General features: G+C 68.1%; 18 protein-coding genes. 10 read left to right on the top strand and 8 right to left on the bottom strand.

Annotation, left to right across the window (positions count from 1 at the left end):
• The first annotated feature begins 8 nt into the window (after positions 1-8).
• The gene (locus ASC93_RS03725) at positions 9-1,583 is read left to right on the top strand and encodes an FHA domain-containing protein (RefSeq protein ID WP_056437269.1); all 1,575 of its coding nucleotides are present in this window, start codon (positions 9-11) and stop codon (positions 1,581-1,583) included.
• Positions 1,570-2,946 carry an HlyD family efflux transporter periplasmic adaptor subunit gene (locus ASC93_RS03720; protein WP_056437266.1) on the top strand — a complete coding sequence of 459 codons (1,377 nt, stop codon included), beginning with the start codon at positions 1,570-1,572 and terminating at the stop codon, positions 2,944-2,946. The genes ASC93_RS03725 and ASC93_RS03720 overlap by 14 nt, the downstream gene beginning before the upstream one ends.
• A 24-nt stretch (positions 2,947-2,970) precedes the next feature.
• Here ASC93_RS03720 and ASC93_RS03715 read toward each other — a convergent pair whose 3' ends face one another.
• Both ASC93_RS03715 and ASC93_RS03710 read right to left on the bottom strand, forming a co-directional pair.
• Entirely contained in the window at positions 2,971-3,591 is a 621-nt protein-coding gene (locus ASC93_RS03715) for a hypothetical protein (protein WP_056437264.1), read from the bottom strand.
• A 1-nt stretch (position 3,592) separates the two neighbouring features.
• Entirely contained in the window at positions 3,593-4,180 is a 588-nt protein-coding gene (locus ASC93_RS03710) for a papain-like cysteine protease family protein (RefSeq protein ID WP_082547747.1), read from the bottom strand.
• Between the two features lie 231 nt (positions 4,181-4,411).
• Here ASC93_RS03710 and ASC93_RS03705 point away from each other — a divergent pair, with 231 nt between their 5' ends.
• The 5 genes from ASC93_RS03705 to ASC93_RS03685 all read left to right on the top strand — a co-directional run bounded on the left by ASC93_RS03705 (position 4,412) and on the right by ASC93_RS03685 (position 11,234).
• On the top strand, positions 4,412-4,750 hold the full coding sequence (locus ASC93_RS03705; RefSeq protein WP_056437259.1) for a hypothetical protein: 339 nt from the start codon (positions 4,412-4,414) through the stop codon (positions 4,748-4,750).
• Between the two features lie 77 nt (positions 4,751-4,827).
• Entirely contained in the window at positions 4,828-6,069 is a 1,242-nt protein-coding gene (locus ASC93_RS03700) for a TolC family protein (protein WP_056437256.1), read from the top strand.
• A 10-nt stretch (positions 6,070-6,079) separates the two neighbouring features.
• Positions 6,080-7,285, top strand: a complete 1,206-nt coding sequence (locus ASC93_RS03695) for an efflux RND transporter periplasmic adaptor subunit (RefSeq protein ID WP_056437253.1) — start codon at positions 6,080-6,082, stop codon at positions 7,283-7,285.
• A 10-nt stretch (positions 7,286-7,295) separates the two neighbouring features.
• Positions 7,296-10,427 carry an efflux RND transporter permease subunit gene (locus ASC93_RS03690; RefSeq protein WP_056437252.1) on the top strand — a complete coding sequence of 1,044 codons (3,132 nt, stop codon included), beginning with the start codon at positions 7,296-7,298 and terminating at the stop codon, positions 10,425-10,427.
• 87 nt (positions 10,428-10,514) lie between these two features.
• Positions 10,515-11,234: an MOSC domain-containing protein gene (locus tag ASC93_RS03685; protein WP_056437249.1), complete on the top strand. Its 720-nt coding sequence runs from the start codon at positions 10,515-10,517 to the stop codon at positions 11,232-11,234.
• Here the strand turns inward: ASC93_RS03685 and tssG are convergent.
• From tssG to tssE, 3 genes are read right to left on the bottom strand one after another with little or no spacing between them, the layout of a single operon-like run.
• On the bottom strand, positions 11,231-12,328 hold the full coding sequence (tssG, locus tag ASC93_RS03680; protein WP_056437246.1) for a type VI secretion system baseplate subunit TssG: 1,098 nt from the start codon (positions 12,326-12,328) through the stop codon (positions 11,231-11,233). The two genes, ASC93_RS03685 and tssG, sit on opposite strands and share 4 nt — an antisense overlap.
• Positions 12,292-14,148 (bottom strand): type VI secretion system baseplate subunit TssF, encoded by a 1,857-nt coding sequence (gene tssF, locus ASC93_RS03675; RefSeq protein WP_056437243.1) that lies wholly within the window; start codon positions 14,146-14,148, stop codon positions 12,292-12,294. The genes tssG and tssF overlap by 37 nt, the downstream gene beginning before the upstream one ends.
• Before the next feature lie 2 nt (positions 14,149-14,150).
• Complete coding sequence (gene tssE, locus ASC93_RS03670) at positions 14,151-14,648, bottom strand: type VI secretion system baseplate subunit TssE (RefSeq protein WP_056437241.1); 498 nt, start codon at positions 14,646-14,648, stop codon at positions 14,151-14,153.
• Between the two features lie 212 nt (positions 14,649-14,860).
• Between tssE and tssK the strand changes: the two genes are divergently transcribed.
• Together tssK and ASC93_RS03655 are read left to right on the top strand one after the other, a co-directional pair.
• A complete protein-coding gene (gene tssK / locus ASC93_RS03665; protein WP_056437238.1) occupies positions 14,861-16,195 on the top strand; it encodes a type VI secretion system baseplate subunit TssK in 1,335 nt (444 codons plus the stop codon).
• A gap of 45 nt (positions 16,196-16,240) precedes the next feature.
• Positions 16,241-17,632, top strand: coding sequence for a hypothetical protein (locus ASC93_RS03655; RefSeq protein WP_157201735.1), 1,392 nt, complete (start codon positions 16,241-16,243; stop codon positions 17,630-17,632).
• 4 nt (positions 17,633-17,636) lie between these two features.
• On the opposite strand, the gene ASC93_RS03650 is transcribed toward ASC93_RS03655, so the two are convergent.
• Entirely contained in the window at positions 17,637-18,008 is a 372-nt protein-coding gene (locus ASC93_RS03650) for a hypothetical protein (protein ID WP_056437228.1), read from the bottom strand.
• A 152-nt stretch (positions 18,009-18,160) separates the two neighbouring features.
• Here ASC93_RS03650 and ASC93_RS03645 point away from each other — a divergent pair, with 152 nt between their 5' ends.
• Complete coding sequence (locus ASC93_RS03645) at positions 18,161-18,508, top strand: GFA family protein (RefSeq protein WP_056437224.1); 348 nt, start codon at positions 18,161-18,163, stop codon at positions 18,506-18,508.
• On the opposite strand, the gene ASC93_RS03640 is transcribed toward ASC93_RS03645, so the two are convergent.
• Both ASC93_RS03640 and ASC93_RS03635 read right to left on the bottom strand, forming a co-directional pair.
• Positions 18,505-20,349: a patatin-like phospholipase family protein gene (locus ASC93_RS03640; RefSeq protein ID WP_162251788.1), complete on the bottom strand. Its 1,845-nt coding sequence runs from the start codon at positions 20,347-20,349 to the stop codon at positions 18,505-18,507. The two genes, ASC93_RS03645 and ASC93_RS03640, sit on opposite strands and share 4 nt — an antisense overlap.
• A gap of 116 nt (positions 20,350-20,465) precedes the next feature.
• Entirely contained in the window at positions 20,466-21,569 is a 1,104-nt protein-coding gene (locus ASC93_RS03635; protein ID WP_056437220.1) for a TIGR03118 family protein, read from the bottom strand.
• Positions 21,570-21,725 lie beyond the last annotated feature (156 nt).

Genomic DNA, 21,725 nt, shown 5'->3' with positions numbered 1-21,725 from the left:
ACGGCCCGATGGCACCTGACGACGCCCTGGTGAGCAAGATGCACGCGCCACCTGCCCAGCGCGTCGGGATCGTGCTCGAACCGCTGAGCCATCCGGAGCTCGGCCCGGTCGCCATCGACGACGGCCTGTTCGCCATCGGCCGCACCGAGCAGCCGTTCGCCGGCTACCCGCCCGACATCGTGGCCGATCTGTCGCGCCGGCACGCGCGCATCTTCGTCGAGGGCGGCGACGCCTATCTGGCGGACCTGGGCAGCAAGAACGGCACCACCGTCAACGGCGTACCGGTGCGGCAAACCATCGTGCGGCTGCATGACGGCGACGAGGTCGGCCTGGCGCGCGTGCTGGCCTTTCGCGTGCGCCTGCAGGCGGCCGCGCGCGCCGAAGCGCCCGTTGCGCGGCTCGCCAGCCTCACGCTCGAACCGGAGCGGCCGGAACTCGGGCTGGAACCCATCGTCGTCACCCGTTTTCCCTTCCTGATCAGCAAGGTCGACGACGCATTCTCCCGCTACAAGGAAAAGGAACCGCACCAGGTCGGCTATCTGTCGCGCCGCCATGCCCATTTGTTCCTCAAGGCTGGTGTGCCGTACGTGGAAGACCTGGGCAGCACCAACGGCACCTTCATCGGCGCGGTCCGGCTCGACGAGCATGCACACGCCCTCGAGGACGGCGACGTGCTCGCGTTCGGCGGCCACCACTTCGTCTATCGCGTGCGCCTGCAATGGGAGCGCGCCGGGCCCGAGCCGACCGTCACCCGGGTCATGTTCCCGACGTCGCCTCCGGCCACGGCGGATGAGACGGACCATACGACGTTCGTCGCCTCCGCCAATTCCTTCCTCGACATCTTTTGCGCCGACCAGGCCGCGGTCCAGGAGGACGAGGTGAATCCGGCCGGGATGGCGCCCGCCGCCGGCGCGGAACCACCCGGGGGCGCGCGCGGCAAGGCCGCATTGATGGCGGCCGGCCTCCTGGAAGCGCTGGGCGCGGCCGGCGACGCCGACCAGGCACGCCTGCGCCGCTGGCTGGCCGGGCTCGGCGCGCTGGCGGTGGCGGTCGTGCTGTTGTTTCGCATGGCGGGCGCGCCGGAGCGTGCGTTGCAGGGATTGGTCGACGGCGGCGATTTCGCCACCGCCGCCCGGCTGGCCGACGATCGCCTCGCGCGCGATCCGGACAATGCCGACGTCAAGTCGCTCGGCACGGAAGCGTTATTGAAAGCCGAACTGCCGCAGTGGATGGCGGACCTGAAGGCGCAACGGTTCGACCGCGCGGCGCAGGCCGTGGCGCGCATGCGGCACCTGAGCCGCAACAATGCCGACGCGAGTCCCCTGGTGGCGGAAATCGCCTGGGTCGGCGACGTCGAGCAGTTTGCGCGCGCGCGCGGCGGCGCGGACGCGCCGGTCCGCAATCCGGCCGACGGCGCGCGCGTGCGCCGCATCCTGCGCCAATGGCAGGACGATCAGCAGGCGCACCAGCGCGCGTTCGCGACCATCTCGGCGTACGTGCCGGCGTTTCGCGACACCTATGCGCAGGCGGCCAGCGACCTGCGCAAGCTGGCGCTGGCGGGAGGCGGCGATGGCAACGAATGATCATCCGCTGCGGCCCCTGATCGGCGCGCTGGAAGACCACAGCGACGAAGGCATCGGCATCCTGACGGCCGCGCCGGCGCGCTATATGCACCTGGCGATCTACGTGATGGTGGCGCTGGTGCTCGTCGGCCTGGCGTGGTCGTTCTTCGGCCGCGCCGACGTGCTGGTGATGGCGCCGGGCACCCTGGTGCCGGCATCCGAAGTGCGGCGCCTGTACGCGCCGATCGACGGCGAACTGGCCAACATCTACATCGCCGAGGGGCAGCCGGTGCTCAAGGGCGACGTGGTGGCGCGGCTGTATGCGCGCGGCGCCATCGAGGCCGCGCGCAATGCGCTCGAGGCGCGCCTGAAACTGGAAGACGCGGAACGCGAATGGAAGGAATTCCCGCAAAAGAAAGCCCTGCTGGACCAGCGGGTGGCCGCGCTCAAGGAAGCGATGGACACGGAGGAACGCCAGCACGGGCGCCGCCTGGCCGAAGGCACGAGCCGGCTCGCCGAAGGGCAGCGCGCGCAGTCGCAGGAAGCGCGGACTAACCTGGAAGACGCGCGCCGCGCACGGGATGCGGCGCGCAACGAGGCCGCCAAGTACGAGCGCCTGTTCGCGCTGCCCGGGGGCGGCGGCGTCTCGCAGCTGCAGGTGGAAGGCAAGAAGAACGCGCTGCAGGCGGCCGAGAACGCGGTACGCGTGGCCGAATCGCGCGTGAGCGAACTCGCCGCGCGCCAGGGCCAGGAAACGACGGAGGCCCGGTCGCAGCTCGAAACGAGCGGCCAGCAGCTGGCCAGCCTGCGCCTGCAATACGAAGCCGCCACGCGCGAGGCCACCAACGTCGAGGAAAAGTTGCGATTGCAGGTGCAGACGGCGCGGCTCGTGGCGGACGCGGCGTCGCGCATCCAGTTCGAGAACATCGACAAGGACAACTTCCTGCGCATCCTCGCGCCCGTGGACGGGGTGATCACGGAGGTGACGTCGACCCAGCCCGGCGACAAGATCCAGGCCAACACGCCGCTGGGCGGTATCGTGCCGAAGAACACGCGGCCCATCCTCAAGATCGAGATCGCCGAGCAGGACCGCGCCTTCCTGCGCGAGGGCCTGCCCGTGCAGGTCAAGTTCAACGCCTTTCCCTACCAGCGCTACGGCATCATCGAGGGCACGCTGCAGACCATCGCACCGGCGACCCGGGCCTCGCCGCAGACGAGATTGCCCGTGTACGAAGGCCGCATCGCCCTCGACCGCGACCACTACACGGTGGGCGACACGTCCTACCCGCTGCGCTACGGCATGACGGCCAGCGCCGAAATCGTCGTGCGCAAGCGCCGCCTGATCGATCTCGCTTTCGACCCGTTCCGCCAGATCAGCGGGTGACGGCGTTGCGTGCTGTTACCGCTGTTACTGCGGCAACCCGTTGTACCCGTCGGACGCGGCCTTGAGCTGGAGGAAGACGACGTCCGCCGGCAACGTTTCCCCGGCCCTGAGCTTGGTACGCGGGTCGTCCATGACGGGCGTCAGCAGGAGCTTGCCTTCCACGCGGTCGGCGACGAAATACGCTTTCATCGCGGGCACGTGCACGACGAAATCGGCGGCGCCATGACGATAGCGGCTGACGAGCCGCGCCACGGCCGCGTTGCCCAGCTCGGACGCGCGCCAGCCCTCGCGCGATCCGATGACGAAGATGGACGTGGCCACGCGGTCGCCAACCTTGACCGGGTACAGGTCGCGCCGGATATCGACGAGCAACGTTTCCGGATTGGTCTGCTCGGTAAAGGCGCGCAGGGCGTCGAGCCGGACCTGGTAGACCTGCAGCGGTTCGCCGAGTGTTGCCTTGCGCACCTCGTCGAGCGAGTCGAAGCCCAGCGACGCATAGTTGCCGGCGTTGACGACCTGCCTGAGCGTGGCCAGGCCGTGCTGCGCGGCGGTCGTCCCGCTGTTGCTGGGACGGGGTTGGCTCGTCTGGCATCCGCCCAGGGCGCAGGCCATCGCAACGATCAACGCGAAAGGAAATTTGCGCATGTCAGTCACCTTTGTACGTGATGTTGTAATAGTCGTTCCAGTGGGTGTGGTCGCCGGCACGGCTGACGTAATTGGCATACGTCATGAGGGTTTCGGTGCCGCCGACCAGCGTATTGAGGTCCGTATAAGGTTCGGGATCGTTGACGTCCACCCACTGGACGCCATCGACGGTGAAATAGCCTTTTACGACCATCATGTGGCCGCCGCCGCCGAGCCAATGCCAGCTGAATGCGATCGGTCTTTTACTGCAATAAATCTGCGATTTGATCTGGCTGAACGTGAGGGCGGTATCGGAGGTTTGATCGGCCGAAAAACTGTATTTCTCGTATTCCGGCCAGCCGCCGTTATTGCAGCTCCCGGAATTATTGACGCAGCACGTCGTCAGACCGAAACGGTTATTCGCTTCCACGCATTGGGCGACGTCATGGCCCAGGAAGCGCATGGTCATTTCGCCACTGGCTGCCCAACACCAATTCGACGCCTGCTGCGGCAATTTCGGGACGTCGATCGTCGCCACCAGCGGTGGATTACAACAGGCGGACAAAGTTCCCAATATAAAAAGTCCGCAAAGCATATGTGCGCTTTTCATTACAGCGACCCTCCAGCGAGTTCAATCATTTATGTCGGGAATTATTCAGCGCAGCGGCGGCCTGAATAAAACCCTCCCGTTAAAGGTATATGCAGAACGATGGCGAACCCAACCTTATTCCCGTGATCTATTGAGGCTGCTCATTTAGCTCAATCCAATTCCAATTCGTAATAAAGGGCAATATTTATCCTTCGAAAACTGGTCCGGGCGCACATGCGGTATCATCGCGTCATGCGTCGCCTGATCCTCATCGTGCTGCTGCTGGTCTATCCATTCCAGGTCGCCCTGGCCGTGGCGGACAAGTGCTGCGCGATGACCCCCGCCGGCGTCAGCCATCACAGCGTGGTGACCGGCGCCGACACCGTGTTCCTGGCCGACGACGACGGCGCCTCGCTGACCGACCCGCATTGCGCGGCCTGCACATTCGGACATACGGCCTGCCTGCCCGCACAGTTCGTCGTCATACCGGCCGACCGCCGCCACGCGTCGGACATCGCGTTTTTCCCGCCTTTTCTCACCGCTCCGCCCGCAAGCCGTCCCGAACGGCCGAAATGGTCCGCCGCCGCCTGACCGCGCGCGGCTTTGATCCGGAGGCTTGATGCCTCACAACCACCGCGCGCCTGAATCGACCATCTTCAGGAGCACGCATGAACACATCCAAATATTTGGCGGTGCTCGTCGTCGCATCCGCACTGGCATGGCGCTGCGGCGCCGAGCCCGTGCGGGTTGCGGCGCCGGACACCGCATCCATCGCCTTGTCCACAGCGATCCGTCTCGCTCTGGACCAGCCCGCCGCACGCGCGGCCTTTTATGAAGCCGAGGCCAGCGCAGCACTGGTCGGCCAGGCCGACCGCTTCCCGAATCCCGAACTGTCGTATCTGCGCGAAGGCCGGCAGGCGGGCACGCGCACGACCACCGTGCAGATCGACCAGCCGATCGAGCTCGGCAATAAACGCCGGGCCCGCGTCGCCCTCGCGCAAGAAGCAGCCGGCCAGGCGCGCATCGAGTCGCTCGCGCGGCGCCAGGCCATACGTGCCGATGTCATCGCCGCCTATCACGATGTCCTGGGCGCCGGACACCGGCTGGCGCTCGCGCAGGCATTGACCGACGTTGCGCGCAAGACCGTCGACGTGGCGGGCAAGCGCGTGGCGGCCGGAAAAATCTCGCCGATCGACGAGACGCGGGCCCGCCTTGCCGCCGTCGACGCCACGACCGCGTTCACCCAGGCGACGGCGGCGCAGGCGATCGCCCGGACCAGGCTGGGCGCGCTGATCGGCCGGCCATCGTCGACCATCGTGCTCGCGGACGACGACGACCGCCTGCCGGACGTCGAACCCCTCGCCGCGTTGCTGGCCCGGGCCGGCGATGCGGTCGCCGTCCGGCGCGCGCGCGGCCAGGTCTCGGCCCGGCAGGCCCAGGCGGACGTCGAGCGGGCGGCGCGCATGCCCGACGTCACCTTGTCCGTCGGCACGAAACGGGATGACCAGATCGGCCGGCGCCAGGCCGTCGTCGGCCTGTCCATGCCGCTGCCCCTGTTCAACCGCAACGAGGATGCCTTGCGCGCGGCCTTGCGCCGTACCGACCAGGCCGGCGAGGAACTGGCTGCCGCCCAGATCGAGACGGCTGCGGCATTGACGGCCGCCCACACCCGCTACGAGGCGGCCCGGAACGAAGTCCTGCTGCTGCGCCGCGACGTCGTGCCGAATGCGCAGGCCGCGTACGAGCAGACGCTGAAGGGTTTTGAATACGGAAAATTTACCTTCCTGGATGTGCTCGACGCGCAGCGCACCTGGTTCCAGGCGCAGTCGCGCCAGTGGGACAGCCTCGACGATGCCTGGCGCGCCTACGCCGACATCGAACGCCTCGCCGGCCCCATCGAACAACATTGAAGAGAACACCATGACGCAGAAACAGAAACTGGCGATCGCGCTGCTGTGCGCGCTCGCCCTCCTCCTTGCCGCCCTGATGCTTTTCACGCGCAACGGCACGGCCCCCGCCAGACTACAGGACGCGCACGGCCACGACGATCGCGGCGCGGACGCAGGCACCGCGCCCGCCGAAGCCGACGCCGATGCCGGCGAACGCGGCATCGCGATGACGGATGCGCACATCAAGGCCAACGGCATCGCCCTCGACACGGCCGGCCCGGCCACGTTGCGGCAGCGGCTGCACCTGCCCGCGCAAGTCAAGATCGATGCCGAACGGACCGTCGCGCTGGCGTCTCCCGCGCCGGGCATCGTGCACGCCGTGCTCGTGTCGGCCGGCAGCGTCGTCCGCCAGGGCCAGGCGCTCGTGACGATCCGCAGTCCATCCGTGGCGCAATGGCGCGCCGACGCCGCGAGCGCGCGCCAGCGCCTCGCGCTCGCGCGCACGACGTATCGGCGCGAAAAAATGCTGTGGGATGAGCGCATCTCCGCCCGCCAGGACGTCGAGGCCGCCGCGACGGCCGTGAAGGAAGCCGAGATCGCCGTGCAGGCCGCGGCGCAGCATCTACTCGCCCTCGGCATCGGGGGTGATGCCGTATCGGGCAGCGTGACGGTGCGCGCGCCGATCGCCGGCGTCGTCGTCGAGAAACCGGCCGTGGCGGGCCAGGCCGTCGACGCGATGACATCCCTGCTGACGATCGCCGATCTCGCGCACGTGTGGATCGAGGCCGCGGTGCCGGCCGACAGCCTGGGCCAGGTGGGCACGGGCATGGCGGCGAAGGTCAGCGTGGGCACGCAGCCGGACGAGATCGACGGCGTTGTCTCCTTCGTCGGCCCCGTCCTGGGCGAGACGACGCGCATGGCGACGGCGCGCATCGTGTTGGCCAACCGCGACGCGCGGCTGCGGCCGGGCATGCTGGCGAGCGTCGACCTGATGGGGCCGCAGGCACAGGTTCCGGTGACGGTGGCCAGCGACGCCATCCAGACGATCCACGAGCACAGCGTCGTGTTCGTCCGCACGGCGGCCGGATTCCAGGCGCGCGACGTCGTGCCCGGACGGTCCGACGGCAAGCGGACCGAGATCGTGCGGGGGCTGGCGCCCGGCAGCACCTATGCGTCCGGCGGCAGCTTCCTGCTCAAGGCCGACCTCGGCAAGAACGAAGCCGGACACGACGACTGACGAGGCGACCATGTTCCAGAAACTCATCGCATTTGCCATCGCGCGCCGTTGGCTGGTCGTGTTCGCCGTCATCGCCCTCGCCGGCCTCGGCGTGGTCAACTACCAGCGCCTGCCGATCGACGCGGTGCCCGACATCACCAACGTGCAAGTCCAGATCAACACGGCGGTGCAGGGATATTCGCCGCTGGAAGTCGAGCAGCGCATCACCTTCCCCATCGAGACGGCGATGAACGGCCTGCCGCGGCTCGAGCAGACGCGTTCGCTGTCGCGGTATGGCCTGTCCCAGGTCACCGTCGTCTTCAAGGAAGGCACCGACGTCTATTTTGCGCGCCAGCTCGTGAACGAACGGCTGCAGCAGGCGCAAAGCCGGCTGCCCGACAAGGCCGAGCCGGCGCTGGGCCCGATCGCGACGGGACTCGGCGAAATTTTTTACTGGACGGTCGAAGCGCGCGCCGGCGCGCGCAAGCCGGACGGCACGCCCTATTCTCCGGCCGACCTGCGCGAGATCCAGGACTGGATCGTGGCACCGCAGCTGCGTGGCGTGGCGGGTGTCACGGAAGTGAACACGATCGGCGGCTATTTGAAGGAATACCAGGTTGCGCCGGACATGGCGAAGCTGACGGCCCATGGCCTGTCGCTGGCAACGCTCGTGAACGCCATCGACCGCAACAACGCCAACGCGGGCGCCGGCTACATCGAACGGGGCGGCGAGCAATTTGTCGTGCGCACGCCGGGGCAGGTGAAATCGCTGGAAGAGATCCGCAACATCGTGCTCGACGTCGTCGACGGTGCGCCCGTGCGCGTGCGCGACGTGGCCGACGTCGAACCGGGCCGCGCGTTGCGCACCGGCGCCGCCACGGAGAACGGGAGAGAGGTCGTGCTGGGCGCCGTCTTCATGCTCATCGGCCAGAACAGCCGCGCCGTGGCGGACGGCGCGCGCCGCAAGCTGGACGAGGTCAACCGCTCGCTGCCGTCCGGCGTGCAGGCTTTACCGGTGTACGACCGTGCCGTGCTGGTGAACAAGGCCATCGCGACCGTGCGTAACAACCTCGTCGAAGGCGCGCTGCTCGTCATTGCGATCCTGTTCGTCTTCCTGGGCAATCTGCGCGCGGCGCTCGTCACGGCCCTCGTGATTCCGCTCGTGATGCTGCTCGTGTTCACGGGCATGGTGGGCGCCGGCGTCAGCGCCAACCTGATGAGCCTGGGGGCGCTCGACTTCGGCATCATCATCGACGGCGCCGTCGTCATCGTCGAGAACTGCATCCGCCGGCTCGGCCTCGCCCAGGCCGCGGCGGGCCGGCCGTTGACGGGAGACGAGCGTCGGGCCGAAGTGGCGCACGCGGCGGCGGAGGCGAGACGGCCACTGCTGTTCGGCCAGCTGATCATCATGACGGTGTATTTGCCGATCCTCGCGCTGTCCGGCATCGAAGGCAAGATGTTCCACCCGATGGCGATCACCGTCGTGATGGCGCTGGCGGGCGCGATGGTGTTGTCCGTGACGTTCGTGCCGGCCGCCGTTGCGCTGTTCGTCAGCAACGTGGCCGGGCACGACAACCGCCTGATGCACACCGCGCACGACCTGTACCGGCCGCTGCTGGACTGGGTGCTGCGCAACCGCCCGGTGGCGCTGACGTTCGCGCTGCTCGCCGTGTTGTTGACGGGCCTGCTGGCGACGCGCCTGGGCACCGAGTTCGCGCCGAACCTGAACGAAGGCGACCTGGCCGTGATGACCGTGCGGATACCCGGCACGAGCCTGCAGCAGTCGGTGGCGATGCAGCAGACGCTGGAAAGCGCCCTGCTGCGGGAATTCCCCGAGATCGAGCGGGCATTCGCGCGCATCGGCACGGCCGAGGTGGCGACGGACCCGATGCCGCCGAACGTCGCCGACAGCTATTTCATCCTGCGGCCGGAACGGGACTGGCCGACGCCGCGCCGCTCGCACGCCCAGCTCGTGGCCGCGATCTCGGCGGCGGCGCAGCGCATCCCCGGCAACAACTATGAGTTCTCGCAACCGATCCAGCTGCGTTTCAACGAACTCATATCGGGCGTGCGCAGCGACGTGGCCATCAAAGTGTTCGGGGACGATACGGCCACGATGCTCGCGACGGCCCAGCGCATCGCCCAGCTGCTGGGGCGGCTGCCGGGCGCGTTCGACGTGAAGATCGAGCAGACGGAGGGACTGCCCGCGCTGACGCTGGCCGTCGACCGCATCAAGGCAGCGCGCTACGGCCTGAACGTGGCCGACGTGCAGGAAGCGTTCGGCACGCTCGTCGGCGGCCGCGACGTCGGGACGGTGTTCGAGGGCGACCGCCGCTTCGCCATCACCGTGCGCCTGCCGGAAGGCGCGCGCAACGACGTCGAGACGCTGCGCCGGCTGCCGATCTCCCTGCCCGCGCGGGATGGACGGACCGCGAGCATCCCGTTGTCCGAGATCGCCACGCTTGCCTTCGTGCCGGAAGCGAACCAGATCAGCCGCGAAAACGGCAAGCGCCGCATCGTCGTCACGGCCAACGTGCGCGGGCGCGACCTGGGATCGTTCGTCGCGGATTTGCAGGGCAATCTCGGCAAGCTGAAATTGCCGGCGGGCGTCTGGCTGAGCCTGGGCGGACAGTTCGAGAACCTGCAGGCGGCGAGCCAGCGCCTGGCGCTCGTCATCCCGGCCGCGCTGGCGCTCGTGTTCGCGTTGCTTTACCTGATGTTCGGCAGCGTGAAGGATGGCCTGCTCGTGTTCAGCGGCATCCCGTTCGCCGTCAGCGGCGGCGTGCTGGCGCTGTGGCTGCGCGGACTGCCGCTGTCGATCTCGGCGGCGGTGGGTTTCATCGCGCTGTCCGGCGTTGCCGTGCTGAACGGGCTCGTCATGCTCGCCTTCGTGCGTTCGCTGCGCGACCAGGGCCGGACGGCCGACGAGGCCATCCGCGAAGGGGCGCAGGTGCGCTTGCGGGCCGTGCTGATGACGGCACTCGTCGCTTCGCTCGGCTTTTTGCCGATGGCGCTGGCGACGAGCACGGGCGCCGAGGTGCAGCGGCCGCTGGCGACGGTCGTCATCGGCGGCATCCTGTCGTCGACGGCGCTCACCTTGCTGATCCTGCCGGCCCTGTACACGTGGGCGCACGGAAGTTCCCGCGATCGGCGGCATCGTTGACCGTCCTGATGCGCGCGCCGGTACGCCGTCCGCGCCGGCCGCGCATGTGGCAGACTGGGGTCTCGACTATCGACACGGACACCGTACATGAACACCGGACGGATCGAAGCGCTGGCCCTGCGCGCCAGTCTGGCCGCGCCTCCCGCGCGCGTGGACGGCGTGCGCGCCACCGCCGGCATGGGGCTGGACGGCGACGTGCATGCCGACCCGCTGTCGCCGCGCCAGTTGCTGCTCGCGGGCACGGACGCGTACGACGCGTTCGCGCTGCCGCCGCACGCGCTGCGCGAGAACCTGCTGGTGGACCTCGACACGTCGCGGCTCGCCTCCGGCACCGTGCTGCGGATCGGCGACGAGGTCCTGCTGCGCCTGATGTTCCAGTGCGAGGCCTGCGGGCACCTGGACGCCCACCGGCCCGGTCTGTCCACGCGCATCGGCACGCGGCGCGGCATGCTGGCGCGCGTGCTGCGCGGCGGACTCATCCGCCCGGGCGACCGGGTCCGCGCCGCGGGTCCGCCGTTGCCGGCGTGGTCCGACGACTGGCGCGAGCGCATCGTGCACGTGCTCGACACCATGCCGCCCGCGAGCGTGATCACCTATAAACGGCTGGCACAGCTGGCGGGCGTCGCGTCGAGTTATTGCCGCGCCTTCCCGGGCATCATCGCCCGGATGGGACCGTTCTATGCGGGCAGGGCGGTGCCGTCGCAATCGGATATTGCGCTGCCGCGCTGGGACGGCCACGGCCTGTTCGAGCACGCGATCGCCGATCTGCCGGTCGAACGGTTGTTTTCCGCCGAAGTCGTGCCTTAGAGCGGCTGCACGTCGTAGCGGACGTCGCCGCGGTCGTCCGCCTGTGGTCCGGTGACGAGGTAGGCATCCCAACCGAGGCGCCCGCTTGGCGCGGGGCCGAGGATCGTGCTGCCTACCTCCGCGCCGCGCAGGATCAGTCCGATTTCGTATTCGAGCGTGACGCCGGCCAGCAGGCCCAGCAGGCTCTTGAGGGCGCGCGCCGCCAGGCCGCCCGGCAGGAACGCGGTGAAACCGGCGCGATCCAGCGGGCCGACGACGATGCGCATCCGGAGGTCGCGCTGCCACACGCGTACGCCGGCCATCGCGCTCGTTCCCAGCACGGCGGTGCTGCGGCCGAGGACTGTTTGCTGGGCCGGCGGCACGTCGTACCAGGCGCCGACGAATTGCTCGACCCGGACGGGCTGGCCGAAATACTCGGACAGCACGCGGCCCATCTGCACGGCCGAGCGGGGACGCTGGCGGATCGAGGCGGCGAAGTAGCCGATCGACTCGTCCAGCAGGGCGCCGTCCTTGTCGTGCGCGAGGCGGCCGCGCAAGGCCTCGTGGCCGAGCCCGGCCAACGCCAGCAGCAGGGGAAGGAAGGCGTCGTGGCCGTCGAGCTGGTATTTGAAGTGCAGCCGGTACTTGCGCCAGGCCCCGTAGAACAGGGCCAGCGAGCGGTTCGAGAACGTGTCGAGCAGGGCGCGCGGGCCTTCGTCGGCGTGGCGGTGCTGGTGCTCGGCGATGCGTTCCGTGTAGTGGGCCGGCAGCACGCCGTGGCCGCTCAGCAGGCCCATGAAGGACGGGGTGACGCGGATGTAGTCGAGACTGGCCTCTTGCAGCGCCTTGCCGAGCGCCTGCGCGCCGCGCCCGATGTCGCGCGGCTCGGGCTGGATGGCTTCCAGCTGGCTGGCCGGGAAGCTTAGCGAGGTCGAGTTCTGAAAGCGCACATAATGGGCGATAACGTCGTGGGCGGCGACGTCATGCCGCGGGCGGCCGTGGCGCTTGAGCCAGAGCTCGAGCATGCGCACGGCCTGGAAGTATTCGAAGCGATAGGGCTCCCTGAACAGGCGCTCGATTACAGCAGGCTCAAATCGCCGCTTCTCGGTAGGCATTTCAATAATTCCTCTCCGGTTTTATTGGACACCACCACCAGTTGCGTAAAGCTGTTGGCGTGCACGTACAGGGCGAGAAACCGTTCGACGATATGGGTGAACGCGTAGATGCCGCTGCCGACGAACGCCTCTTCGTCGATGGCCAGGCGCACCTCCACGCCGCGCACGAGGCAGGTGAACGGATTGCCCGCCATCCAGGCGCTGGCGGTTCTCTGTTCGATGCCGGCGACGCCGCCGATCTGGCGCTGCGACGACGGCGAACGGGGCAGGTCGTACAGGGCGAGCATCTCGCGGAAGGCGTCGATGCCGCCGTGCGCGAGCGACAAATGGTTCAGCGTGAGGTGCGAGATCAGCCGCCAGTGCGCGCCGCGGCCGCTCTCGAAGCGGTACGTGGTCGTGGGTTTACGCAGGAAGCTGATGGTACGCGTGTTCGCGCCGCCTTCCAGGAACAGATCGCCGTCCGGATGGCCACAGGAGAGCGAGGCCGGCAGGTCGCGGTTGCTGCAGGTGAGTTCGATGTTCAGCGTCTGGGTTTCGACGGCGGCGGGGTCGAAATCGATGTCGACGATGGCGATCTGGGTCTCGAAGCCGGGGCTCTTGTCGGCCAGGGTCTCGTCGCGCCGCAGTACCCAATAATGCCCGTTCTGCTCGGGCGTCTGGGCGTGCTTGAGCGAATAGAACGGGTGGAAGTCGACCACGGTCTCGCCCTGCGGCGTCTGGCGCACGAGGTTGACGGATTCGATGGATTGCACTTCGTAGGCAAAGGCACGGCGGGCGTCGGCCAGCACGGGGTAGTTGGCGCTGGCATGCGTCAGGCGGATCGGTTCGCCCCGCTGGCGGAACAGGTTGATGACCGGCGTGCAGCCGAGCAGCAGGTTGTTGGTCGACAGCATGCCGAGCATGCGCGCCATGTTCGAATCGGCGCGCAGGCCGGCCAGCGCCAGGTGCAGCGTGACCGTCTTCGCATTGGCCGACAGGGGGCTCGGCAGCGCGGCCATGAGCGCGGCCAGGTCGATGTCGAAGAAATTGAATTTATCTGGGAAGCAAAAGTACTCGGTCAGCAGGCGGTAGGCGGCATGCGAGCGGGCCGGGAAATCGATCAGGGCATCGGCGTCGTCGAAGCCGGCGGGTTCGATCGGGACCGTGGCCACGGGAAACCAGCGGCCGCTGCCGTCGGCTTCGGCATACGCGCCCGCGGCGCGCATGAACAAAGTGTCGCGCAGCGCCGCGCAGAACGACGGTTCGCCGTCGATGAACACGCGCAGCCGCGGCAGGGCCAGCTGGCCGAGGCGTAACTGGTCGGCCGTGATGGACAACGTCAGGCTCAGGCTGGAGCCCGCGCCGTCCGGCAGGCGCACGGCGTCCGGATGGTGGATGATGGCGGAGAATGCGGCACCGGAAAGCGCGAGCGGCGCCGTGGTGACGGGATAGACGGTGCGGAAGGTGCAGGCCGCGCCGCGCACGGGACGGGTGTTGAGCACGGTGCCGCGCGCGAGGACGCTGACGCCCGTCTGCTGGCTGGGGGCGCCGCTGCAGTCCAGGCGCGCGATCGAACACGACGGAAACGGCCGCAGGTAGTGCGGATACAGCACGTCGAACAGCGCTTCCGTGAACTCGGGATAGTCGTCGTCGAGCCGCTTGGCGACGCGCGCGTTCAGCAGCGCGAACGATTCGATCATGCGTTCCGTATGCGGGTCTTCGCACACTTCCCCGCTGATGAGCAGGCGGCCGGCGATCTTCGGATAGCGCTCGGCGAATTCGCGCAGGTGGCGGCGCAGGTAGCCGAGCTCCCTCTCGTAATACGGTAGCAATTGTTCCAAGCTCAGGCTCCTGCGGATGCGGCCGTCGAGGCCCTGCCCGCTTTGCTGATGCTGTACTGCAGGGTCGACGGCTGCAGCAGCGCGTCGAAATTGACGGTTTCCTCCGACGTGCTGACGACGAGCAGCGCCGTGATCGAAAACCGCAAGCGGTTCACCGAGTTCTCGTCGCGCACTTCGAGCACCGCCTTGACTTTGCGCAGGCGCGGTTCATGGCGGGCGATGGTTTTTTCGAGGCAGTCGCAGATGTAGGCGCGGTCGCTCGGGCTCGACAGCGAGCGGTCGGCGAAATCCGTCAGGCCATAGTTTACGAGCGAGTTGCTGCACTCGGGAAAGCCCGTCAGCGCATCTTCCGCGATGACGGAGCGCGTGTTCAGCAGCGCTTCCAGATCGCGCGCGACGGCGTCCTTGAAATCCTCGGCCGTCATGCGCGACATCGTGGCGTTGCCGCGCACCGGCGTACCCAGCAGACGGTCGAAAAAACCAGGCGTGAATCCCTCCATCGGACCTCCTCCATGCCGCCAGCGCAAGCCGGCATCTTCACACAGTCGGGGTCGAAAAAATAGTTCAGTTGGGAATGACACACGGTTACTTTGAGCGGTAGCAAAACTGCGGGTCGTTGCAGAAAAAAAACCGCCACAAGAGACTATGGTTGTCGACTTGGGACAAGTCATATGACTGGAGGACATGCATGACGAGCACGACGACCAGCAACATGGCCAGCAAGGTATTGTGGGGCGAAGGCCTGCTCCTGCGTCCGCAGCATTTCCAGCGCCAGGACGAGTACCATGAGCAGCGGCTGCACAAGAGCATCCGGGCCGTCAATCCGTATGCCTGGGGCGTGGAAGCGCTGCAGATCGAGCGCGAGGCGCTCGGCAGCAACGTATTGCGCGTCCTCACACTCGCGCTGCGTTTCCAGGACGGCGAATGGGTCGATGCCCCCGGCGCCGACGACCTGCCCGACACCGTCGACCTCAGCCAGCTGTCGCAGCAAACCATCACCTATTACGCCGCCCTGCCCGGCCTGAAACCCTTCAGCGGCAACTTCGCCCAGCCGGGGCAGCCGGCGAAGACGGCGCGCTTCGTGCACATCAGCCAGGAAACGCCCGACCTCTACACCCAGGCGGCAACGGCGTCCGTGTCCTACCTCAGGAAAACCGTGCGCCTCGTGCCGGACTTCGAGCCGCGCGACGCCTACCTCAGTTTTCCGCTGCTGCGGCTGCGCCGCGCGCCGTCCGGCGGGTTCGAGCTGGACACGAGCTTCGTGCCGCCCAGCCTGTCGGTGGGCGCGGCGCCCTCCGTGTTCCAGCAGGTGCGGCGCCTGCTCGACGCGCTGCAGGCCAAGGTGAGCGCGCTGTACGGCCATCACCGCGAGCCGAGCCGCAACGTGATCGAATTCCGTTCCGGCGACATGTCGTCGTTCTGGCTGCTGCACACGGCCAGCGCCGCATGCGCCTCGCTGTCCCACTACCTGCACCACCCCGGCCTGCACCCGGAACGCCTGCACGAGCACCTGCTGGGCGTAGCCGGCGCGCTGATGACGTTTTCCCGGAGCTGGACGCTGGCCGACCTGCCCGCGTATCAACACGCCGATCCCGGCCCGGGCTTCGACAAGATGTTCCTGATCATCCGCGAACTGCTCGACACGGTGATCTCGTCGAAGTACTTTGCCCTCGTCCTGACCGAGGTGCGCCCGTCCTACCACCACGGCATGCTCGACTCCGGCAAGATCGACGACAAGACCACCTTCTACATCGCCGTATCGGCCGACATCCCGACCGTGGAACTGGTCGACGCCGTGCCGCTGCGTTTCAAGGTCGGCGCGCCGGACGACGTCGAAAAATGCGTGCTGTCCGCCCTGCCCGGCGTGCGCCTGCAATACGCGCCGCAACTGCCGGCCGCCGTGCCGGTGCGTCCCGACACGTGTTATTTCATGCTCGATGCCAAGGGGCAGATGTACGAGCGCATGCTGCAAGCGCAATCGATGGCGATCTACGTGCCGTCGGGGATGAAGGGATTGAAGCTCGAATTGCTGGCCGTCGCCGCCTGAGCCTGCCCGGCATCACGATCGACAACTTTTGATTTCTACACGACCATGTCCACACCACTTGCAGCGGAATCGCTCGGCACTTCCCACACATTGCCCGCCTGGATCAGGCCGGCCCTGATTGCCGCCGGCGTCTTCGTCGCCTGCTGGGGCGGCGCGATCGTCTGGTGGCGCGTGAGCGCGCGCGTGCCCGGTCCGCAGGAATGGATATCGTTGTTGTTCGGCTTGCCGTTGACGGCGCTGCTGGCGGCCTTTGTCGGCGGCAAGTGGATTGCGCGGCGCGCCGCGGCCCCGGCCGATACGACGCCGGCCACGCCGGCACACGCGTCCGGTGCGGCCGCCCAGCCGGTGCGGGCGCGGCACTTGGCGATCCTCGCCACGGCATTGCGCGCGCCGCACGGCGCGTCGGCCGAGGAGCTGGCCGCCGCCATCGCGGACAACAAGGCGCGCCCCGACCCCGACCGGGAACTCGTCGACGACGACGGTTTTCCCGTGATGTGCGCGCGCTGCCCGGACGCCCATGACGACGCGCTGCAGGAAGACGTCCTCGCCTGGCTGGCGGCGCACGGCATGGAAGATCCGCACTTCGGCGCCGAGCAATGGCGTGCGCTGACCCTGGCCAGCGCCGTCGCAGCCGAGCTGGCGGGGCGCGCCGCGATCGAGTGGATCGTGCGCGACGATGCCATCCCGAGGCTCCAGGTCTTGCCGCTGCTGCCCGCGGATTGGTCCACCGGCCAGCGCGACGCGGCCGCGGCGTGGTTGCGGCACGCGGCGGCGCAAGCGGGCTGGCAGGGAGAGATCGGCCAGGCGGCGGCCGGCGCCGATCCGGCCGCCGGCATCGCGCGGCTGGCCGATATCGCCGCGGCCGCCGAGCAACCCTGCGTCACCCTGGTGGTGGCGTGCGCATCGCATGTGGGCAATGCGACGGTCGCGCGCTGGACGCTCGACCGGACCTTGTTCACGGCCACGCAGCCGCAGGGGATGATGCCGGGCGAAGGCGCCGCCGGCTTGCTGCTGGCCGCATCGTCCGACGGCGGGGCCGTCGCGCTGCTGGCGCCGCCCGAGCACGCGCAGGACGATCCGGCGGCCGACCTGCGCAGGCGTCATGATGCGCGCGTGCTCGAGGCGCTCGTCGAACGTACGCTCGCGCACGCGGACGTCGCCGCGGCCGATGTCGCCATGATCGTCGCCGACACCGGGCACCGTGCGCGCCACGTGCTCGAGCTGATGGAATACGCGTCCGCCCAGCTGCGCCAGCTCGACGGCAGCGCGGACGTCGTGCGCGTGGGCGCGGCGGGCGGCTACAGCGGCATCGTCGCGTTCGTGACGGCGCTCGCGCTGGCGTCCCATTACGCGCTCGCGCGCCAGGCGCCGGTGCTGTGCATCGCCAACGAGGTGCCCGGCTGCCGCCTGGCCGCGCTCGTGCGGCCGGCGGTGTGATGCGTCATTGCCGGTCGCGGGCCGGTGCGCGCCATGTCTGCGTGCGGCCCAGCACGTGGCTGTCGATGGTTCCCTTCCTGGCCAGCTGGCCGCCGATGCCGAAGTTCAGCAGGCAGACATCGTCGTCTTCCGTCTCGCGGCCCTGGAAGCGGCGTGCCCACGGATCGCGCGGCGCCGCTTCCTGCGCGGACCGGCGCGGCGCGGCGGACGCCGGCGCGGCAGGTCGCGCCGCGACGGGTTCGTCGAGGATGGCGGCGCGCTGGCCGCTGGCGCTGCAGGCGACGAGCGCGCAGACGCCGGCGCGTTGCGCCCATGCGGGCAGCGGCGAAAAAGCCATTGCGGCGGCCAGCGGAAGCAGGATGCGGAGCGAAGTCATGGCGTGCGTCCGGTCGATGGCGGAGACGTCACTGTAGCGGCTTGGGTCAGCCGGCTGATGTCCGATTGTGTCCGATACGCGTCCCGACACATGCGCTTGCAAAAATCCTGCGCTACCATGGGCGGCCTGACATCACATCGCGGAGACGGCGCATGATTTATCAAGGCAGTTGCCATTGTGGCCGGGTTGCATACGAGGTGGAGGGCGACATCCAGGGTGCCCTCGCCTGCAATTGTTCGATGTGCCAGCGCAAGGGCTCCCTGCTCTGGTTCGTGCCGCGCGCGCAGTTCCGCCTGCGCACGCCCGAGGATGCCGCCGCCACCTACACGTTCAACAAGCACGTCATCAAGCATCGGTTCTGTCCGACCTGCGGCATTCACCCATATGCCGAAGGGATAGACTCCAAAGGGAATGCGATGGCGGCCATCAACCTGCGCTGCATCGACGGCCTCGATCTGGCCGCGATCCCCGTGCGGGAATTCAACGGCCGCGACAGCTAGTTCAGGCGCGGCGCGATCACGAGTTCCGGCTGCGGCCGCGGCGCGTGGGCCGACAGTTCCGCCGGCGCCAGCTGCTGCGGCAGCGTCACGATTCTCTCCCACAGCGCGAAACCGGCCGTGCGGCTTGCCTTGCTGAGCTGGTAAGCCGGCAAGGCATCGACGCCGTGCGCCAGCCACAGTGCCTCGTACGACGGCGTCAGGCGCGCGTCGTGCCATGCGTCGGACAGGGGCGCGAACGTTTCCTGCAGGACGGCGGCCGTGCTGCGCATGCGCACCCAGCGGTGGTTCAGCCAGCCGTTTTCCTTTTCGGCGGGATTCAGGAATCGCTCGATGACCTGGCGCGCCGCTTCGTCGCCGCTGCGGCTCATCACGTCGATGGCGGCGCGCGTCATGTTCAGGTTCAGGCCCCCTTCCCGCTTCGTGTGGCGGATCTGCACGACGCGGTCGCGGTAGCCCGGCGTGCGTTTCAGCGCTTCGTCGCGCCAGGTGCGGATGGTGCGCAGGATCGCGCCCGCAAAGCGCGGCAGCGAGGGACTGCCGTCGGTCTCGTCGACCGGCACCCAGGCCGCCGTGATGCCGGCGTTGTTGTTCGACGGCAGAGACACACGCGCGGCGAACGGATCGCTCTCTTCCAGGTCGTCCTGCAAGGTGACGCCGAAGGTCGGGCGGGTCGGCAGGATGTTGTCGAAAAAGTGAATCGGGAAATTGCTGGTGAGGCCGCCGTCCGAAAACCACACGCGCAGCAGCTCGACGCCGTCCGCATGCACCGGCAGCGCGCGCAGGCGGAACAAGGGCACCGCCTGCAGCAGCACGGGAAAACTGAGGCTCATGCGCGCGGCCACGATGAGCGGCAGGTCGTCCGGATCGGGCATGAAGTAATAATCCTCGCCGGCGGCATTCATGCGATTCAACAGCGCCACCGTGCGTGCGCCGTGGCGCGTGTGGTGCGAGCGTGCCTTCATCCAGTCGACGATGGCGGGCGGGAACAATGCGGACAATTCGGACGCGCGGAACACGAGGTCGGCGCTCGAATGCGGCAGGCGGTGTGCGCGCAGCTCGGAGAGTCCCGTCGTCATCAGCGCCAGTTCGATCGGCGGCTCGGACGTGCGCAGCTGGCCGAACGTCAGCGGCGCATCGAGCGGCAGGCCGGCGATGTCCTGCACGAGCGCGTGCAGCCATTCCGTCAGCGCGGGCGGATTCTCCGGACCCGTGCGCAGTCCGGAACAGATGCCGCAGCGGTTGGCGCGCAGCCCGCGCCAGGCCGACAGCGTGGCCTGCAGCAGCGCCCCGCCCAGCGCGCCCACGAACATGCACAGGCCGAACCATAGGGCGCTGGCGATGCCGGCCAGGGGCACGCGCGGCCAGTGTCCGCCCAGCAGGCCGCTGCTGATCAAGAAGCCCAGCAGCCACAGGCTGGCGCCCACGACGGCGCCCAGCGGGAAGTTCCACAGCATGGCGAGCGACAGGTAACCGGCGGCCCTGGTCTTGCTCGTCTCGTTGAGGGCCGCCGCGATCACGCGGAAGTGCGGCCGCAGGGCGGCGCAGGGCTGGAACAGCGAGAACAGCCGGGTGTGGCCGCCGACGCTTTCCTGCAGGCGTCCCGGCAAGCGGGCCAGCAGGTGAAAGCCGTCGTCCTCGCCTTGCTTATCCTTGCGCACGCGGTTGCGCTTGAACTGGGCCGCCGCCGTCGCGATCGCCGCCACCGCGCCGACACTGGTGCCGCCGATCGAGCGCAAGGTAAAACGCTCGGCCAGCCGCGCCACGAACGCGGGGTAGACCACGCCGGAGGTCACCCCGCCTTCCATCACGATATCGCATTCCTTCGGTAAAAAATCGCTCATCACCATCCGCAAGTCGTCGCCACAGCCGGGATTATGCGGGTCTTTGGCCTCGGGATGTGCTCGATTTACTGAGGATGGCGCGCACGGCGACGGTGCAGGACACCGTGCCGCGCTCCCTACTGCGTTTCCGGCGTATCGTCGTGCTCGTCGCCCGGCGCGACGTCGATCCGCCCGTACAGCCCGTGGTTTTCGTCGTCCGGCCCGGCGGCGAAGAACAGGGTATCGACCGGTTGGCCATTGACGCCGTTGCCGAAGGCGATGCCCCACAAGCCGTCGACGCGGATCACCTTCCCGTGCGCCGCCTTCAGGCGACCCAGCCATTTGCCGGTCGCGGGGTCGTAGGCATTGATCAGTCCGTCGCCGAAGTTGCCGATCAGCAGGCGGTTGCTGAAGCGGCCGAAGCTGGCGGGGGCCAGCGCGATGCCCCACGGCGCATTGAGCGCGCCGCCGGAGACGAGGCGGCGCAGCAAATGTCCGTCCGGATCGAACACGTCAACGAAGCCGAAGCCCCGGCCCGGCACGTCATCCATGCGCTCCGCATCCTGCCTGGCAAAGGTGATGTAGAGGTCGCCGTTGACGGCCTGGATGCCGAACGGCGCATAGCCGGCCGGCAGTTGCGAGTCGTGGAACTTGCCGGTCAAATAGGCTGGCTTGAAATTGCTGTCGTACACATCGACCTTGCCGTTGTGGAAGTCGGTGGCGTACAGCAGCGTGCCGTGGCCATTGCCGCTGATGGCGATGCCCTTGTAGACGGCATTGTGCGCGCTGTTGTCGATCACGCGGATGGCGTGCGTCGTATCGACGCTGGGCGCCCAGCCGGCGATGCCGCCGTCCTCGCTCGCGAACAGGAAGCGGCTGGGACCGGATGCGGTGCCCTTGCTCACGACAAAGCCGGGGCCGCCGTAGAACACGGTGCCCGTCGGGCTGCCGGCGGCCCCTGCGGCGCCCGGAACGGTGACGACGAGGCTCTGCGGATTGCCGTTGCCGTTGTATAGCGTTGCGAGGCCCGTGTGGTTATCGGCGACCCAGGCCACGCCGTACGGATTGAACGCCAGCCCCCAGGCGTTGACGAGGTTGGGATCGCGCTGCTCCGCCGCCACGGCGGCGCTGTCCGACACCAGGTTGCGCTGGCGATAAAAGTCGCTCGCCGATGCCTGGGACACCGCCGTCAAGGCGAGGAAGCCCGCGACACAGGCCATGAATTTGCATAACTTTTCCATTTTCCATTCTCCGGTAAACGTTCGAAAGGAGCGCGCTGTCTGCCGATCTTGCGCGGGGGAGAATGGGGTAGATTTGAGCCATCCTAAATGTATCGTGGATGGATGGCCCATGAGCCTGCACATGTAATCTTTCGATTGTGCGTCAGCAATATAGAT

The sequence above is a fragment of the Massilia sp. Root335 genome (assembly GCF_001425685.1).
GTDB classification, from domain to species: Bacteria; Pseudomonadota; Gammaproteobacteria; order Burkholderiales; family Burkholderiaceae_D; genus Telluria; species Telluria luteola.
Note: the sequence above shows the minus strand (reverse complement) of the source record. Positions and strands in the feature narration are given on the sequence as shown.